This window comes from Mangrovimonas yunxiaonensis (genome assembly GCF_000733475.1).
GTDB lineage: Bacteria > Bacteroidota > Bacteroidia > Flavobacteriales > Flavobacteriaceae > Mangrovimonas > Mangrovimonas yunxiaonensis.
On the sequence record NZ_JPFK01000003.1, the window covers coordinates 282732 to 301134 of the forward strand.

13 protein-coding genes are annotated in these 18403 nt (G+C 40.1%); 9 read left to right on the forward strand and 4 right to left on the reverse strand.

All coding sequences use genetic code 11. From position 1 onward, the window contains the following. The first annotated feature begins 10 nt into the window (after positions 1-10). The 8 genes from IA57_RS03435 (at position 11) to IA57_RS03470 (ending at position 11007) form a co-directional block, all read left to right on the forward strand. Positions 11-619, forward strand: a complete 609-nt coding sequence (locus IA57_RS03435) for a TetR/AcrR family transcriptional regulator (protein WP_036119212.1) — start codon at positions 11-13, stop codon at positions 617-619. A gap of 3 nt (positions 620-622) precedes the next feature. Further along, positions 623-2035: a TolC family protein gene (locus IA57_RS03440; protein ID WP_036119215.1), complete on the forward strand. Its 1413-nt coding sequence runs from the start codon at positions 623-625 to the stop codon at positions 2033-2035. Between the two features lie 47 nt (positions 2036-2082). Continuing rightward, on the forward strand, positions 2083-3273 hold the full coding sequence (locus IA57_RS03445) for an efflux RND transporter periplasmic adaptor subunit (protein ID WP_036119218.1): 1191 nt from the start codon (positions 2083-2085) through the stop codon (positions 3271-3273). A 19-nt stretch (positions 3274-3292) separates the two neighbouring features. Next, on the forward strand, positions 3293-6799 hold the full coding sequence (locus IA57_RS03450) for an efflux RND transporter permease subunit (protein ID WP_036119221.1): 3507 nt from the start codon (positions 3293-3295) through the stop codon (positions 6797-6799). 103 nt (positions 6800-6902) lie between these two features. Continuing rightward, positions 6903-8657, forward strand: a complete 1755-nt coding sequence (gene aspS, locus IA57_RS03455; protein ID WP_036119225.1) for an aspartate--tRNA ligase — start codon at positions 6903-6905, stop codon at positions 8655-8657. Between the two features lie 48 nt (positions 8658-8705). Next, entirely contained in the window at positions 8706-10487 is a 1782-nt protein-coding gene (locus tag IA57_RS03460; protein WP_036119228.1) for a chloride channel protein, read from the forward strand. Then, positions 10488-10724: a hypothetical protein gene (locus IA57_RS03465; protein ID WP_036119230.1), complete on the forward strand. Its 237-nt coding sequence runs from the start codon at positions 10488-10490 to the stop codon at positions 10722-10724. 91 nt (positions 10725-10815) lie between these two features. After that, a complete protein-coding gene (locus IA57_RS03470; RefSeq protein ID WP_036119232.1) occupies positions 10816-11007 on the forward strand; it encodes a cold-shock protein in 192 nt (63 codons plus the stop codon). Between the two features lie 59 nt (positions 11008-11066). Here the strand turns inward: IA57_RS03470 and IA57_RS03475 are convergent, their stop codons facing one another. Continuing rightward, positions 11067-11516: a nucleoside deaminase gene (locus IA57_RS03475; protein WP_036119510.1), complete on the reverse strand. Its 450-nt coding sequence runs from the start codon at positions 11514-11516 to the stop codon at positions 11067-11069. 83 nt (positions 11517-11599) lie between these two features. Here IA57_RS03475 and IA57_RS03480 point away from each other — a divergent pair, with 83 nt between their 5' ends. Then, positions 11600-13366: a 1-deoxy-D-xylulose-5-phosphate synthase gene (locus IA57_RS03480; protein ID WP_036119234.1), complete on the forward strand. Its 1767-nt coding sequence runs from the start codon at positions 11600-11602 to the stop codon at positions 13364-13366. Positions 13367-13420: 54 nt separating this feature from the next. Here IA57_RS03480 and IA57_RS03485 read toward each other — a convergent pair whose 3' ends face one another. The 3 genes from IA57_RS03485 to dgt form a co-directional block, all read right to left on the reverse strand. Next, a complete protein-coding gene (locus tag IA57_RS03485) occupies positions 13421-16609 on the reverse strand; it encodes a T9SS type A sorting domain-containing protein (protein WP_051880963.1) in 3189 nt (1062 codons plus the stop codon). Positions 16610-16725: 116 nt separating this feature from the next. After that, positions 16726-16860, reverse strand: a complete 135-nt coding sequence (locus IA57_RS12740; protein ID WP_262493257.1) for a hypothetical protein — start codon at positions 16858-16860, stop codon at positions 16726-16728. Between the two features lie 60 nt (positions 16861-16920). Then, positions 16921-18264: a dGTP triphosphohydrolase gene (gene dgt, locus IA57_RS03490; RefSeq protein WP_036119236.1), complete on the reverse strand. Its 1344-nt coding sequence runs from the start codon at positions 18262-18264 to the stop codon at positions 16921-16923. Between the last annotated feature and the right edge of the window lie 139 nt (positions 18265-18403).

Here is an 18403-nt window from a genome sequence, read left to right on the forward strand (position 1 = left end):
GCACTCTATTATGAAAGCGGATATTTTAAAAACAGCAGCAGATTTATTTTTAAACTACGGGTTTAAAAGTGTTACTATGGACGATATAGCCAACGCCAAAGGCATGTCTAAAAAAACCATATACCAGTACTTTGCAAACAAAACCGTATTGGTTAAAGAAACCGTACAGTACTTATTTGAAACCATTTCCTGTGGTATTGAAGACATTCGTCGCCAGGAAAAAAACCCCATAGAGGAGATTTATGAAATAAAACGGTTTTTAATGCACAATTTAAAGGATGAAAAGTCCTCGCCACAATTTCAATTAGAAAAATATTACCCTAAAATCTTCCACGACATTAAAGACAAACAATACTGTGTTATGAGCGATTGCGTAAGCTGCAACCTAGAACGCGGTAAAGCCATGGGGCTATTTAGAGAAGATTTGGAAGTGGGATTTATTGCCAAAATTTACTTCAATTCTATGATGGCCATGAAAGACAAAACCCTGTTTCCGTTAGAAGAATTTTCAATGCAAATGCTCATGAACAATTATCTGGAATATCACTTGCGGGGCATTTGCACCTTAAAAGGGCTCGATTATTTAAACAACTATTTGCAACGCAATCAAAAACACTAATTAATGACAAAATACATCACCTTATTTTTAGGACTGCTTTTAACTGTTCCCATCCTTGCACAGGAACAGGACAGCTATAGCTTTAGCCTACAAGAGGCTATAGACCACGCGCTCGAGAACAACCGTGCCGCTAAAAATGCTTCCCGCGATATAGAGGCCGCCGAAAAGCAAAAATGGGAAACCACAGCCACCGGATTACCACAATTAAATGCAGGTGTCGATTACCAAAACTGGTTAAAACAACAGGTGCAACTTTTACCAGCCGCTGCGTTCGACAACACCCAAAGCACCATCGATATTGTAGATACTTATTTTGATGGCGTAACAAGAAACAATACCGAAGTTACCACGCCCAGTGGTTTTATTCCCTTACGCTTTGGCACCAAACAGAATGTAAACGCTACCGCAACACTCTCGCAATTGCTTTTTGATGGCTCTTACTTAGTTGGTTTGCAATCGGCTAAAGTGTATTTGCAAATTTCAAAAAACGCCAAAACCAAAACCGATTTAGAAGTTAGAAAGGCCGTTATAGAAGCTTATGGCAATGTGCTCCTAGCGGAAGAAAGCTTGGCCATTCTTAACAGAAACATTGATGTTTTAACCAAAAACCTAGAAGAAACCACTAAAATCTACGAGAATGGTTTAGAAGAAGAAGAAAGTGTAGAGCAACTACAAATTACCCTGTCTAGTGTTGAAAGCAATTTACGAAACACCAAACGGTTAAAAAACCTAGCCTACCAAATGTTAAACATTACGCTTGGTATAGATTTGAATGCTACAACCACTTTAACAGACAACCTAGAAACCCTAACAACCAAAAACATAAACCTTGCTCTGTTAGAAACCGACACCGCTATTGAGAACACCATAGATTATCAAATTGCAGAAAACGATATGGTCTCTAAAGAACTTTTAGTAAAACTTCAGCAAAGCAAAGCACTACCAACGCTTAACGCTTTTATTAATGGAGGTTACGCAGCTTACAGCGATGATTTTTCGTTTTTAAACAAAGACCAAGACTGGTTTGGTTCGTCCTTATTTGGCGTAAGCCTTAACATTCCTATTTTTAGTTCTGGCATGCGCAGTGCCGCAACGCAACGCGCCAAAATAAACTTAGAAAAAGCCAAAACCGATTTAACCGAAACCGAGCAACAACTTAAACTGCAAATAGCAAATGCAAAAAGCGAATACCAATTTGCAATAGAAGAATACGACAACAAAAAGGAAAACCTCAACCTAGCCGAACGCATCGAACAAAAAAACCAAACCAAATTTTTTGAAGGTATAGGCTCTAGCTTTGAGCTACGACAGGCACAAACCCAATTATACACAGCGCAACAAGAGTTTTTACAAGCCATGCTAAACGTTATAAACGCTAAGGCCCAACTGGAAACCTTATTAAACGCTGTTAATTAAACCTAACAACAAACAAAAAAACACTTACAATTACATAAACACTTAACATGAAAAAAATATATGCACTAGTAATCGTTGCTTTAATCTTGGTCGCTTGCGGAGGGGAAAAGAAAAAGAACTCGATGGAATATGTTTTAAGTTCTAACAGCTTAGAGCTATTGCGCAAAAAACGCACCGAAGTGGTTGCCGAACAACATGCTGCTGCCAACAAGCTAAAGCAACTGGACGAAGCCATTTCAAAAATAGATACCGTAAAAAAAGTGCCTTTAATTACCACTTTTACGGCCAAAGAGAAGGTGTTTAATCACTATTTTGAAGTTCAGGGCAATGTAACCACAAAAGACCTTTTGGTTATTACCCCAGAATACAATGGTATTTTAACCCATGTGTATGTAAAAGAAGGACAAAAAGTAAGCAAAGGACAAACCTTAGCAAAAATAGACGATGGTGGATTAAGCCAACAATTGGCACAGCTTCAAATACAAGCAGAGCTAGCCAAAACCACCTTCGAACGCCAAAAACGCTTATGGCAGCAAAACATTGGTAGCGAAATACAATACCTTCAAGCAAAATCGAATTACGAAGCTCAGCAAAAAGCGGTAGACCAACTACAACAACAGGTGGCAAAAACCGTGGTTAAGGCGCCTTTTTCTGGTACTATTGACGATGTTATTACCGAAAAAGGCAGTGTGGTAGCGGCTGGGCAATCGGCGCTTATGCGCCTGGTTAACCTAAACAACATGTACATTGAAGCCGATGTACCCGAACGTTACATTAAAGATGTAACCAACGGGAAGCATGTAAGTGTTGCGTTTCCTGTATTGGGCGAAACCGTAGAGACTACCGTTAGGCAAACCAGCGACTTTATTAACCCCGCCAACAGAACCTTTAAAGTTGAAATCGGCCTTCCTAACAACAAAAAAACCATAAAACCCAACCTAACGGCCAAGTTAAAAATAAACGACTATACCAACCCTAAAGCCTTTTTAGTGCCCCAAAGTGTTATTTCGGAAAATGCCCAAGGCGAGCAGTACATTTATGTGGTAGAAAATAAGAATACCCAAAACAATGGGCTTGCCAAAAAAATCATTATTAAAACCGGCAAAACACAAAACGATGTTATAGAAGTCCTTTCTGGAATAGAAGCTGGTACCGAAATCATTCAAGAAGGCGCAAGAAGTGTTAAGGACCAACAACCCGTTAAGGTCATCGATATTGAAAAAGACAGCATTAACTAACGACTTATAAAGACCAGTAATGACCGATAGACAGAAAAAAGTCAATAAAGAATTTGGGTTGTCCTCATGGGCAATCAACAACAAGACAACAATTTATGTCCTTATTTTGGTGTTTTTCTATCTGGGACTCTCGGCGTTTTTCGACATGCCAAGAGAGAATTTCCCCGAAGTAAACGAAACCAAGATTTACGTGAGTACGGTTTTCCCAGGAAATACTGCCGAAGACATTGAAAAACTTATTACAGACCCATTAGAGGACGAGCTTAAAACAGTAAGCAATGTGGTCGAGATTACCTCTACCTCATCAGAAGACTATTCGATGGTTATTGTCGAGTTTGACGAAAACCTTACCGTCGAACAAGCCAAACAAAAGGTTAAAGACGAAATAGAAACCGAAACCTCCAGCGAAGACTGGCCAACCTTTAACGGTGCAAAAGTAGAACCCGATGTTTTTGAACTAAGCCTTTCTGAAGAAATGCCCATTCTTAACATTAACATCTCTGGCGATTATACCGTAGAAAAACTCAAGGAATACGGCGAGTACCTCCAAGATGAAATTGAAGAACTTCTGGAAATTAAGGAAGTGGCCATTCGTGGTGCCCAAGAAAAAGAAGTAGAAGTTGCCGTCGACATTTATAAAATGACGGCAGCCAAAGTAACGTTCAGCGATATTATAAATGCCATAAACGGCGGTAACGTTACCATGTCTGCTGGAAATATTAAAGCCAGTGGGCAACGACGTACCATTCGGGTTTTGGGCGAAATCCAATCCCCTTCCGAGCTTGAAAACTTTGTTGTAAAATCTGAAAACAACAACCCCATTTATTTAAAGGATGTTGCTACCGTAAGCTTTCACGAAGAAGACAAAACCACATTTGCGCGAGAGCACGGCAATCCTGTGGTTATGCTAGATGTTAAAAAACGAGCCGGCAAAAACATGGTAGCCGCCGCCAATCAGGTTCAGGCCATTGTAAAAGAAGCTATCGAAAACGAATTCCCCCAGGATTTACAAGTTTCCATTACCAACGACCAATCATCAGTGACCATAGGCCAAGTTGACGATTTGGTAAACAACATTATTTTCGGGGTGATTTTAGTGGTCACAGTCTTAATGTTTTTCTTAGGGTTTAAAAACGCCATTTTTGTTGGGTTTGCCATTCCCATGTCCATGTTTATGTCGCTCATGATTTTGAACATGTTTGGCATTACCCTAAACACCATGGTGCTTTTTGGGCTTATTATGGGGCTTGGTATGCTTGTAGACAACGGTATTGTAGTGGTTGAAAACGTATACCGCCTAATGGACGAAGAAGGCATGAGCAGAATTCAAGCTGCCAAAAAGGGCATTGGCGAAATTGCCTTCCCCATTATCATCTCCACCGCAACTACTGTAGCAGCATTTATTCCATTAGGGCTTTGGCCAGGAATAATGGGCGAGTTTATGATGATTTTACCCCAAACACTCTCTATTGTATTAGGATCGTCCTTGTTTGTTGCTATATTCTTCAACTCGGTATTGGTCTCCCAATTCATGAATATTGAAGACAAGAACATGCCCCTAAAACGCATTGTTATCTTAACAAGCATTATGGCGGTGTTGGGCCTAATCGTATTCTTTGTTGCTGGCGAATACCGTGCTCTAGGCTCTCTTATGGTGTTTACAGCGGTTATGCTTTGGGTATACCGCATATTCTTACGCAAATGGGCCAATAGTTTTCAAACCAAATTTTTAACAAAATTAGAAAACTGGTACGAACGCCAATTGCGTTACGCCCTAACCGGATGGCGCCCGTATGCCTTTAGTATTGGCACCTTTATTTTACTTATTGTCGCTTTTGTACTGTTTGGGATTTCATTAGCAACACAGCGTACAAAAGTGGAGTTCTTCCCAGACAATGTCCCCAACCAGATTATTGTGTACATCGAGTATCCCGAAGGAACGGCCATTGAAAAAACCAATGCCATAACCAAAGAGATAGAAAAAATTGTTTACCGTGTTATAGATCACGAACAATATAAGGATGGTCGTTATAATTTTATGGTAGAAAGTGCTGTTTCGCAAGTTGGCGAAGGTGCTGGAAACCCCCAAACCGATGGTGGATCGGCAGCCGAAATGCCTCATAAAGCCAAAATCACGGCATCCATGCGCGAATTTAAATACCGCCGTGGAGAAGACAGCGAATTGCTGCGCCAAAAGGTTCAAAAAGCATTGGTTGGCATCTTTCCGGGGGTCTTAATTTCAGTAGAAAAAGATGCTGCAGGTCCTCCCGCCGGTGCTCCAATTAATATTGAGCTGGAAGGCGACGATTACGACGAGCTGATTAACACAGCCGAAAAAATGCGCGATTTTATCAACAGCAAGAACATAACAGGAATCGATGAGCTTAAAATAGATGTTAATAAGGACAAGCCCGTTATGCGCGTTGTGGTAGACCGCGAAAAAGCTGGTGAACTAGGGGTTAGTGCCTCGCAGGTGGGGCAGCAATTACGCAACTCCATATTTGGCTCTAAGGCCGGAATTTATAAAGAAGGCGGCGACGATTATGATATTTACGTTAGGTTTAACGCCGCCAACCGTTATGATAAAAGCGCGTTATTCAATCAAAAAATCACGTTTAGAGACATGGCCAGTGGGCAGATTAAGGAGATTCCAGTCTCTGCCATTGCCCATGCCGAAAACACCTCGGGCTTTAGTGCCATAAAACACAAAGACGCCAGGCGTGTTGTTACGGTATACTCTGCACTGGCCCCCGGGCACACCGATGCTGGAGCCGTAGTAAGCCAAATTCAAAATGAAATGGAGAGCTACGAAGGCATGCCAACTAATGTTAAGGTAGATTATACCGGTCAAATTGAAGAGCAAAACAAGCAAATGGCCTTTTTAATGGGCGCCTTTTTTACCGGGTTAGGACTTATTTTCTTTATTCTAATCTTTCAGTTTAATTCCATTTCTAAACCAGCCATTATCATGCTGGCTATTTTCCTAAGTTTAATTGGTGTTTTTGGCGGTATTGTAATTACAGGAAGTGCCTTTGTTATTATGATGACCATGGTTGGTATTATATCGCTAGCAGGTGTAGTGGTTAACAACGGGGTGGTTCTCCTAGACTATGCGCAACTATTAATCGATCGCAAAAAGGTGGATAAAAACCTTGATGAAACCGATTTTCTAGACTTAAACGATCTTTTCGAATCGATTGTAAAAGCTGGGAAAGCCCGTTTACGCCCTGTACTGCTTACAGCCATTACCACCATTTTAGGCTTGGTCCCATTAGCTATTGGGTTAAACATTAATTTCTTTACCCTGTTTAAAGATTTTAATGCCAACATTTATATGGGAGGCGACAATGTGGTGTTTTGGGGGCCTTTGGCATGGACCGTGATTTACGGGCTGTTAATTGCGACCTTCTTAACTTTAATAATTGTTCCCGTGTTGTTCTTCTTGGTTACCAAGTTTAAAATGTGGCTTCGTAAGAAAACAAGCTCGGTAGTTGACACCCTAGACGAAAGCACACCTACCGGTTAATTAAAAATATTTGTACAACAGTAAAAGGCCTTGGCAATTGCCAGGGCTTTTTTATTTGATAATCGTTTAACTTCCTTAAATTTGCACATCTTAAAACAAAACTATGTACAGAAGTCATACTTGTGGTGAACTAAGAGCATCACACATCAATACAGACGTTACCCTTTCTGGTTGGGTACAAAAAGTCCGTGATAAAGGATTTATGGTTTGGATAGATTTACGCGACCGCTACGGCATTACCCAATTAATTTTCGATGAAGAGCGCACGTCAAAACCCATGATGGAACAGGCTCAAAAATTAGGGCGTGAGTTTGTTATTCAGATTACCGGAACTGTTATTGAACGGGCTTCAAAAAACCCCAACATCCCAACAGGAGATATCGAGATTTTAGTTAAAGAACTCACCGTTTTAAATACAGCCAAATTACCGCCTTTCACGATTGAAGACGATACCGATGGCGGCGATGAACTACGCATGAAATACCGCTATTTGGATATTCGTCGTAACCCTGTAAAAAACAGCTTGATTTTTAGGCATAAAGTAGCCCAAGAAGTTAGACGCTATTTGTCTGATAAAGATTTTATTGAAGTTGAAACGCCTTACCTTATCAAATCGACCCCAGAAGGCGCACGCGATTTTGTGGTTCCAAGCCGCATGAACGAGGGGCAGTTTTACGCCTTGCCGCAATCGCCACAAACCTTTAAACAGCTATTAATGGTTGGAGGTATGGACAAGTACTTTCAGATTGTAAAGTGCTTTAGAGATGAAGATTTACGCGCCGATAGGCAACCAGAATTTACGCAAATAGACTGCGAAATGGCCTTTGTGGAGCAAGAAGATATTTTAAACACCTTCGAAGGCTTAACACGCCATTTATTAAAAGAAATTAACGGTGTTGATGTTGCTGAATTTCCAAGAATGAGCTACGACGATGCGATGCGTAAGTATGGTAACGACAAACCAGACATTCGCTTTGGAATGGAATTTGGCGAATTGAATGATGTGGCGCAACATAAGGACTTTAATGTATTTAACTCGGCAGAACTGGTTGTAGGTATTGCCGTTCCTGGCGGAAACAGCTATACCAGAAAAGACATAGACAAACTTATAGATTGGGTAAAGCGCCCACAAGTTGGCGCTTTAGGTATGGTATATTGCCGTTGTAATGAGGATGGCACATTTAAATCTTCAGTAGATAAATTTTACGACCAAGACGATTTAGCCAAATGGGCAACAGCAACTGGCGCTAAAGCTGGCGATTTAATTTGCGTGCTTTCTGGCGATAAAAATAAGGTAAGGGCACAACTAAGTGCTTTACGTATGGAATTGGCCGAACGCTTAGGCTTACGCAAACCCAACGAGTTTGCCCCGCTTTGGGTTGTAGACTTCCCGCTTTTGGAATGGGACGAAGACACCGAGCGCTACCATGCCATGCACCACCCGTTTACATCACCAAAACCAGGGCAATTAGACTTATTAAACACCGCTCCCGGTGAGGTTAAGGCCAATGCTTACGATTTGGTTTTAAACGGAAACGAGATTGGTGGTGGATCTATCAGGATTTTTGATAAAGAGACACAGGCCACTATGTTCGACCACCTTGGGTTTACAGCAGAAGAAGCCAAAGCACAATTTGGGTTTTTAATGGATGCCTTTGAATACGGCGCCCCACCACACGGCGGTATTGCCTTTGGTTTGGATAGGCTTGTTGCTATTCTTGGCGGGCAGGAAACTATTAGGGATTTTATAGCCTTCCCTAAAAACAATGCCGGAAGAGACATCATGATAGATGCTCCCGCACCAATAGACCATGAGCAGCTTGAGGAACTTCGGTTAAAAATAGATCTTCCTTCTTAAAATGATTAAAATCCTGCTTATTGCAGGATTTTTTAGTAGCTTTAATCTATGCCTAAAAAACGGTCCTACCTAAAACGCTTTTTAATATGGAGATACAAGTCGATCTCCCAAAAAAACTTTGTGTTTTTATTAAGCATTCTTGTAGGGCTTTTGGCGGGCTTGGTTTCGGTAACCCTAAAAAATATCACCTTTGCCATAGAGGCACTTTTGGAAAAAGGCATTGCTTTTTCGCAAAACCAATTGTATTTCATTTTGCCTTTTATCGGGTTGCTATTGGTGTACCTATTTATAAAGTACATCGCCAAGCGACCTATTAATCTGGCCATCCCAACGGTTTTGCTCTCACTCTCAAAAAAAGGGGGTGTCCTTCATTACAAGAAAATTTATTATCCCTTAATAACCGTACCGCTAACAGTAGGTTTTGGAGGGTCTGTGGGATTGCTTGGCCCTGCTATTGTTTCGGGTGCCGCTTTAAGTTCCAACTTATCCCGTTTGTTTCATATTGATAAAAAAACACGCACCCTATTAATTGCCTGCGCTTCGGCTGGAGCAATAGCCTCTATTTTTAAGTCGCCCATTGCCGCAATTGTTTTTGCGGTTGAAGTGTTTAGCCTAGACCTCACTTTTGCATCGCTATTGCCGTTGTTAATTGCCTCGGTATCTTCGGTCCTAACCTCGTATTTCTTTTTAGGGAATGAAGTTTTGTTTAACTTTAAAATTACCGATACGTTTGCCATAAAGGACACCTTTTTTTATTTAGCCCTTGGTGTGGGAACCGCTTTTGGCTCTATTTATTTTTCTAAAATATATTTTGCTGTACTAAAATTTTTCAACCGGTTTAGAACAGCCAAACAGCGGTTACTTTTTGGCGGTTTAGCCATTGGGATTATGCTGTATTTTATTCCGCCGCTTTATGGTGAAGGGTTTGGTTTTATTAATAATTTGTTGGCAGGAGATCACGTTTCGGCCTTAGGGAAAACCCCTTTCGACAATTATAGTAACAACATTTGGGTTGTTATTGCCCTGCTTTTTGGGATTACGGTTTTTAAGGCCATTGCCATGACCACCACGTTTGCTGCAGGTGGTTCGGGTGGCATTATTATCCCTACGTTGGTTATGGGCAGTGCCCTAGGAAATGTTGTAGCAAAAATTATTAATAATCTGGGGCTTGGATTTCACGTTTCTGAAGCAAATTTTACTTTGGTAGGAATGGCAGGGTTAATTGCAGGCGTTTTACATGCCCCGCTTACCGCTATTTTTCTTATTGCTGAAATTACCGGCGGTTATGCGCTTTTTGTTCCTTTAATGATTACCGTATCCATATCATTTATTTTAACTAAAAATGCTATGGAGCATACCATTTACACTAGGGAGTTGGCCGAAAAAGGCGCCTTATTAACACACGACAAGGATAAAAGTGTGCTTACACTAATGAACATAGACAATGTTATTGAAACCAATTTTATAACACTCGCCCCAGAAATGACCTTGGGCGATATGCTACATAATGGCGTAGCCAAATCCAACAGGAATTTATTTCCCGTTGTTAATACCGAAGGGCAATTGGTAGGGATTATCCTTTTGGATGACATTAGAAACGTTATGTTCGACCAAACCCTGTACCAATGCACCTCTGTAGAAACCTTTATGCACAACCCACCCGATTACATCCTCTACGAAAAAGACAACATGCACCGGGTAATGAAAAAGTTTCAAAGTTCTGGAGCATGGAACTTACCTGTGTTAAAGGATGGGAAATACCTCGGGTTTGTATCTAAATCTAAATTACTTACGGCATACCGCAGAGAATTAATTAACTTTACATCTTAAATGAAACCGATTAAAATAATTACCGGAATACTTTTTCTTGCCGCCATAACAAGCATTGTTGTTGGCTATATTATTAGCAACCCAAAATGCATAGGCTTTGGTGTTATAGGCTTATTCTTTTTGGTATTCCCGCTATTCTCGTATTACCGCTGGAAAGACAAGGACATTAAAGACTACATGATTACCAAAGAGAATATTGAAAAAATGCGGAAAAATCAAAAACGTCATAAATACTGATTACCAGAAAATTAAAATAAAACGATTTCTTTACATTAGGTATTGATTAAAAGCCTACCTTTGGGCTTTAATTATTTATATTTTTTTTATTATGACTGGAACAGTTAAATTTTTCAATGAATCAAAAGGTTACGGATTCATTACCAACGACGAAACAGGAAAAGACATCTTTGTTCATGTTTCTAACCTTAACGGGGTAGAATTACGTGAAGGAGATAACGTAGAGTACACAGAAGAAGAAGGAAGAAAAGGAATGGTTGCTGCCAACGTGGAAGTAATCTAATCTAGATATCTTATTACAGTTTCAACGCTCAACATCGGTTGGGCGTTTTTTTTTGCCTTTTAATTAAGGTTTCTCTTTTCTATAAAAAAGCGCTTTAACAGTTGCGATGCCTCGTCTGCCATAACCCCGCCCTCAAGTTTTGTTTTAGGGTGCAGTTTGGTGTTTAGGGCAACGCAGCCCCGTTCTTTATCGCTCGCCCCATAAACCACTCGGCTTATCTGACTCCAATACAAAGCTCCAGCACACATTTGGCAGGGCTCTAAGGTGACGTACATTGTACAATTGTTTAAATACTTCCCCCCTAAAAAATTAGCAGCTGCAGTTATGGCTTGCATTTCGGCATGTGCCGTAACATCGTTAAGCATTTCGGTTAGATTATGTGCACGGGCAATAACACGATCGTTAGCCACAATAACAGCGCCCACAGGAATTTCGCCCTTATCGAAAGCAGCTTCTGCCTCCTGAAGGGCTTTTTTCATAAAATATGTATCGTCGAATGGAGATTTCATTTTAAACATTTAATCACTACAACATCAAAAATACAATTTCGCCCAGTATTATCTCTTATTTTTAAATAGTACTTTTGTAAAGCGTGAAAAATATACTTAACAACATACAAACCCCTAAAGACCTTAGGGAACTCGCTAAAATAGAACTCCCTCAACTTGCACAAGAGTTAAGGCAGTTTATTATTGACATTGTAGCGACAAAAGAGGGGCATTTAGGGGCCAGCCTAGGCGTGGTAGAACTTACCATTGCTTTGCATTATGTGTTTGACACACCAGATGATTTATTGGTTTGGGATGTAGGCCACCAAGCCTATGGCCACAAAATACTTACTGGAAGACGCGATGTTTTTCATACCAACAGACAGTTGGACGGCATAAGCGGCTTTCCTAAACGTAGCGAGAGCACATACGATACTTTTGGGGTTGGACATTCATCCACTTCTATTTCTGCGGCTTTGGGCATGGCTATCGCATCGAAATTAAACCATGAAAAAAAACACCATATTGCCGTTATAGGCGATGCTTCGATTGCTAGTGGTATGGCCTTTGAAGGCCTTAACCATGCTGGGGTTACCAATGCCAACCTGCTTGTTGTTTTAAACGATAATGCCATTGGTATAGACCCAAGTGTTGGCGCCCTAAAACAATATTTAACCAACGTAAAAAAAGGCACTCAAAAACAGGATAATATTTTTGAAGCCCTAAATTTTAATTACTCCGGCCCTATAGACGGCCATAACTTAGACGCTTTAATTCGTGAACTAGAACGTTTAAAATCTGTTGATGGCCCTAAACTACTTCATGTTATTACTACAAAGGGTAAAGGCTTAAAGCAAGCTGAAGAAAACCAGGTAAAATACCATGCTCCCGGCAAGTTCAATTCAAAAACCGGTGATCTTATACCAAAAGCCCACAATAGCAATGAACCTCCTAAATTTCAGGACGTGTTTGGTCATACTCTTGTAGAGCTTGCCCAAAGTAATCAAAAAATTATTGGCATAACACCTGCCATGCCTACAGGAAGTTCCTTAAAATTTATGATGGAAGCCTTTCCTGAACGTGCTTTTGATGTGGGTATTGCCGAACAACATGCCGTAACCTTAGCTGCTGGTATGGCAACCCAGGGCTTTACCGTATTTTGCAATGTTTATTCTACTTTCCTGCAACGGGCCTACGACCAGATTATTCACGATGTTGCTTTACAAGATTTACCCGTTATTTTTTGTTTGGACCGCGCCGGATTGGTTGGCGAAGACGGGGCTACTCACCATGGCGTTTTTGATTTGGCTTACTTACGGTGCATACCAAACCTTATTGTTTTTGCCCCAAGAAATGAAATAGCACTTAGGAACATTATGTATACGGCACAGCAAGGGTTAAAACACCCCATTGCTATTCGATACCCCAGAGGCAGAGGCAACACCGTAGACTGGAAGCAACCGTTTGAGACAATTACTATTGGAAAGGGAGTTGAACTTAAAAAAGGAACCGACATTGCTGTATTGAGTATAGGTAGTATTGCTCATAATGTAACAAAAGCTATTAATGAAATTGAGGATAACAGCAAAATAGCCCATTACGATATGCAGTTTGCAAAACCTTTAGACGAAACCCTGCTTCATAATATATTTAACACCTACACCACACTTTTCACGGTTGAAGAAGGCACTAAAATAGGTGGGTTTGGCTCTGCAATTCTAGAGTTTGCTGCTAAGCATAACTATAGCAATCCCATAAAAACACTTGGTATAAACGATGCCTTTGTTCACCATGGCAACATTAAGGAATTATATAATATTTGCGGGTTAAGCATCGAAAAGCTTTCTGCTTCTTTTTCTAAGGAACTGTAATAAAAAAAGGCTGGAATATAATTCCAGCCTTTTTTTATTTTGGTACTAAATAATTTATTTGATAATGAATTTTTTAGTCTCTTCAACATTATTATTAATCATTTTAGCTAAGTAAACACCAGAAGGCAATCTTAAATTAAACACCTTTCCTGTGCTGTTCAAATCAAATTGCGTGCTGTAAACCTGTCTTCCGCTAATCCCGTAAACGACTAGATCTGTTTTACCATAGGCTTTTTCACTTTTTATGGTAAACTCACCATGCGATACTGTAGGGAATAATTTAACTCCCGATAATGTTTCGGCAGTCTCATTAACACTTAGGGCATCCATAGTAAATTGTCCAGAGAAAATACCTCTACCATGCGTTGCGGCAAAGACCATATTATCATCTCTAACGTCTAAGTCGATAACCTTCACATAGCTCATGCCGTTGTAAGCCGATTGCCAGTTAGGAGAGGCATCGTCAAAATTGTTTGTGTACCATACCCCTACATCTGTACCTATAATAACCTCTTCTAGTCTAAGTGGGTTTTGTAAAATGGTTAGTACAGGCATGTCTGGTAAATCACCATCTTTTAAGGCCCATGTTGATCCGCCATCGTTGGTGTACCATATGTTATTTACACCATAGTTATACATGGTTACAAAAATATCATTTTCGGTTTGTCCAAATTCAATATCGGAAACACTCCCTACAAAACTAGGTCCAGAAATATCGGTCCAAGTTGGTGAGTTCCCATTGGCATTTTCAACCAATAACAAATCTCCTAAAACAGTTCCTACCATTAATTTTGTTGAGTTTGTTGTATAAGGCGATACTGTTAATGCTGTTGGTGTAGATGTTAACAAATCGTCTGTTAAATTAGTTCTGCTAATGAAGAACGAACTATGGTTATATCGTCTAACAATATAATTCCCATCGTAACTATAGTTTGTATACAGAATATCTAAATTAGAATCTAACGCTTGTTCACAAATAAAACTTCCTCTATTTGTATTTTCACTATTAAGAGATGTTACAGCACCTGTTCCTAAATTTCTTTTATTGATATTATTGTTATAAACATAGTTTGTAATATAATAAGTATCTGTCCCAACTTGGTCGAACATGACTGCAGCACCGTCGCCACCTTGTACTTCTACAGAAGAATTAATTCCCGTTGCAGCGTCTCCAAAAAACTGGGTACCGTTATCTTGTGTTCCGCCAGCAAAATGTTCTCCATCTGCAGCAGGAGCTACCCCTACAGAATAGAACTGGGTAACATTATAGCCATTATTTCTGGCAGTCGTGGTTGTACCACCATTGCTTGAGTAGTATACCCCACCATCGTTACCAAAAACTACTTTATTGGAATTGTTATGACCAAAGGCAATACCGTGTTGATCGGCGTGCACTTCTTGATGGCCAAACCCACCGTACCAGTGTGAGAATTGGCTCCATGATGTTCCGGCATTTGTCGATTTAAACAAATCTATCCCTCCTGTATAAAGGTTGTTCTCATTATTAGGATCTACAGCTATGGCCAAATCGAAGAATGCTTGTCCTCTAGTAAAGTCGTTGGCATCAATATTCGTATCAGCATCGTTTGGCAAGGCCATGTTTGTTGTTGTTGCAAATCCATCGTCTGTTTTAAACATAAAAACAGGTGTTGTACTATTTCCTTCTCCCAAAACAAAAATCTTGTTGGCATCTGTTGGTGATGTGGCGATTTGCGTTCTTGAACCATTAAACGAATGTTTTACAGTAAAGGTAATCCCGTCGTTAGAAGAGAATATAGTTCCTCCACCATCACCAAAAACTTTACTAGAAGTCGATGCTACCCAAATGGTATTATCGGCTCCAATTTCGATATCGTTTAAGGCATATTCGTTTCCATTAGGCGTTGTTGGCATGGCCATTCTGGTCCAAGTTGCGCCATCATCAACAGACTTGTACAATCCGAAAGTTAACCCGCCTTGAACTGTAGATGCATTGGGCGTACCATAAATAGCATCGGAAGCTGCTAAATAAATTTCTGAATTCCCACCATTATTCCTAACCACTAAATCATTAACATGCTGAACTCCAGGAACATTGATTGCTGTAAAGGATCCCGAGTCTGGGTTTAACGTTCCGTTTACGGCTCCTGATTGTAGGGCAGCCTCTATAAGATCTCCATCGTCTTTAGAAATCATTACGGCCGGGATGGTAATTGTTGGATCACTCCCTCCCATTGCGATTGGAGTTCCATCGATATTATTCATTACAATTGCAGCAATTGCACCAGCATCCTGAGCATTCTTCACTTTAGCAACAAAAGGGCAGTCCCCGCGTCTAATAAGGGCAATTTTTCCAGATACCTGGGCGCCATTAACTAAAGGATCACACCCTAAAGTTGGGGTTGCCGAAGCATCGTTAACAACAACAAGGTTACTCGTAATAGGATTTATTATTTCAGACCCAAAGTTACTTGTTGGAAAGGTAGCGTAGTCTGCCGCTATTGATCCTGGTGAGTTAATGGTTAATGTACTAGAAGCTTGAAAGAAACTATCGCCTGTTCGGCCACCAAATACATTGTTCCATGTTTCGCCTCCGTCTGTTGATTTCCATACACCGTTACCCGATATAGAACCTTTGGTATGCCCTACGTAAGATTCGCCTGTTCCTACATAAAAAACCGACGTATCGTTAGGATCGTAAGCAATGCTAGACACGTTTAGATTCTCTGGCAAATCAACACGACGCCATACAGAAGCTGGGTTTGAAATATTTATATTTACCCATAAACCTCCACTAACACCACCAGCGTAAACAGTTTCGTCTGTTGGGTCGTTAGGGTCAAACATCACTGCTCTGGTACGGCCTCCTACATTATTAGGGCCACGCTCTTGCCAACCATTATCTACGGCATCGCCTGGCACACGTCCTGAGCTTAACGCATTAAGAAAGGTTTGCTCTCTATCCTCAATAATCGTTTCAATATTTTCTACTGTAGGATATCCCAATTCTGGGTTCATGGTAAGTTCCCACATATCTTCCATATACTTATTTGGCGGAAGTCCCTTGCTGTAACGCTCCATCTTGGAAAGCCCTTCTTCTGAGTTTTTATAAGGGCTATTCTCTAAGTTTTCTTTGTGTAACGCTTTAATTTTGGCTACCTGAGCAACCTCTTCGGTGTTCGAACCCTTGTTATTAAAAACAATAGAAACTGCAGCAATTACCGCAACTATCGCTATAAACAGAATGGGTAATTTTTTTTTCATTCTTAGCTAGATTTGTTTAATTAGTTATAAAATAGTCAACAAATATAGTAAATTATGAAAGTTTTTTTTAACTAATACGCTGTTTTAACTAATTTATTTCAAAGGCCATTTTGCATTTACTCATCAAACACCGAATCGGTATAATATTCCTGGTTTTCTAACTGATTGTCACTTTCATTAAGCTCGACAAACACCAAAGCAAACGCAAATAGTACAAAGAGAATAACAAGTACGTTAAAAAGTTTTTTCATTTAAAAAATATTGATTTGGGACTTAAAAAAAGACAACCCTAATATTTACAAAAGTAAGAATCACAGGTTTTGCCCCATTAATTTAGCGTGCATGTCCTTGGCCTTTCCATCGGATAGTTTTGAAATGTAGTTACAAACAGACATGAGGTTATCATACGGTTTATCATGGTCTAAACACACGGTGTCTGGCAGGGACTTTAATATTAAGGCATCAAAATTTGTTAGGGTTCCATGGTGTTTATTCTCTATTGTTTTGGTATACACCCCCAACAGTTTATTAATAACCTCATAGCCTACTATTTCTTTATCGATTACCTCTTTTGATTGGTAGATTCTTATAATACTAATATCTATAATATCTTTAATCTGGGCCTGGTATTTACATTTGTCCATTAAAGCATGTTCAAACGTATTGTTTAAAATATCTGTTTCGTGCTTTAAAAACATATCTACCGCCTCGTTTATCAAGGTGTTTATCGCTAGAGCCCGCAAATAACTTATACGATCCTGAGTATTGGAAAGCTGTTGGTATTTTCCAGAGTTAATGCTATCCCGCACTAAATTAATTAAGTATTCTAAAGCATAAGCTTCTTCAATTAAACCTAAATTAATCCCATCTTCAAAATCGATAATGGTATAGCAAATATCATCGGCAGCCTCTACCAAATAAGCCAAAGGGTGACGGGAAAAGCTTACACTTCCGTTTTTCCCGGTACTCATTAAACCTAATTCCTGAGCAACATCAATAAACACTTCTTTCTCCGATTGAAAAAACCCATATTTCTTGTCGGCTATATGAGTTGTTGGTTTTTTTGGCAACGACTCTTTGGGGTATTTCATAAAGGCGCCTAAAGTAGCATAACTTAACCGGAGGCCGCCTGCTCGCCCTTCTCTGCTTTCGGTTAAAATTTTAAACCCATTGGCATTGCCTTCAAAATGGCATAGATCCTGGTATTCTTCAGAGGTCATTAAGGGTTTAAAAACACGTCCTGCACCATCCTTAAAAAATCCCCCTATGGCCTTTTCGCCAGAGTGTCCAAATGGTGGGTTCCCTATATCATGGGCCAAAGCGGCGGCGGCTACAATAGCTCCAAAGTCGTTGGCCTGGTAACCGTGAACCGTATTTAAATGTGGGTATTTCTCCAACAGCTTGGCTCCAACTTTTCGGCCTAGGGTTCTGGCCACCACACTTACCTCTAAGCTATGGGTTAGCCGTGTATGCACAAAATCGGTTTTAGACAATGGCACCACTTGGGTCTTGTCTTGAAGGCTTCTAAATTCTGAAGAGAAAATAATGCGGTCATAATCCACCTCAAACCCCAAACGGGTTTCATCTTGTTCTTTTCTTAACCGCTTATTGGTATCGCCAAAACGCTTTAACGAGAGTAATTGTTCCCAGTTCATTTTTACACTTTAAAAGGTGCAAGATAACCATTTCAATGTTAAATTAACGTTTACTAATTGTCCAAAAACTGGTACTGCTTAACATTTATGAAACCTTATCGTCACACAGGTTTAATTCCCAATTAACCTAGACTTTACA

Excerpts from the sequence above, each read along its gene's own strand:
- IA57_RS03435 (WP_036119212.1), top strand. The coding sequence starts at position 11 with ATGAAAGCGGATATTTTAAAAACAGCAGCAGATTTATTTTTAAACTAC.
- IA57_RS03440 (WP_036119215.1), top strand. The coding sequence starts at position 623 with ATGACAAAATACATCACCTTATTTTTAGGACTGCTTTTAACTGTTCCC.
- IA57_RS03445 (WP_036119218.1), top strand. The coding sequence starts at position 2,083 with ATGAAAAAAATATATGCACTAGTAATCGTTGCTTTAATCTTGGTCGCT.
- IA57_RS03450 (WP_036119221.1), top strand. The coding sequence starts at position 3,293 with ATGACCGATAGACAGAAAAAAGTCAATAAAGAATTTGGGTTGTCCTCA.
- aspS (WP_036119225.1), top strand. The coding sequence starts at position 6,903 with ATGTACAGAAGTCATACTTGTGGTGAACTAAGAGCATCACACATCAAT.
- IA57_RS03460 (WP_036119228.1), top strand. The coding sequence starts at position 8,706 with ATGCCTAAAAAACGGTCCTACCTAAAACGCTTTTTAATATGGAGATAC.
- IA57_RS03465 (WP_036119230.1), top strand. The coding sequence starts at position 10,488 with ATGAAACCGATTAAAATAATTACCGGAATACTTTTTCTTGCCGCCATA.
- IA57_RS03470 (WP_036119232.1), top strand. The coding sequence starts at position 10,816 with ATGACTGGAACAGTTAAATTTTTCAATGAATCAAAAGGTTACGGATTC.
- IA57_RS03475 (WP_036119510.1), bottom strand. The coding sequence starts at position 11,516 with ATGAAATCTCCATTCGACGATACATATTTTATGAAAAAAGCCCTTCAG.
- IA57_RS03485 (WP_051880963.1), bottom strand. The coding sequence starts at position 16,609 with ATGAAAAAAAAATTACCCATTCTGTTTATAGCGATAGTTGCGGTAATT.
- IA57_RS12740 (WP_262493257.1), bottom strand. The coding sequence starts at position 16,860 with ATGAAAAAACTTTTTAACGTACTTGTTATTCTCTTTGTACTATTTGCG.
- dgt (WP_036119236.1), bottom strand. The coding sequence starts at position 18,264 with ATGAACTGGGAACAATTACTCTCGTTAAAGCGTTTTGGCGATACCAAT.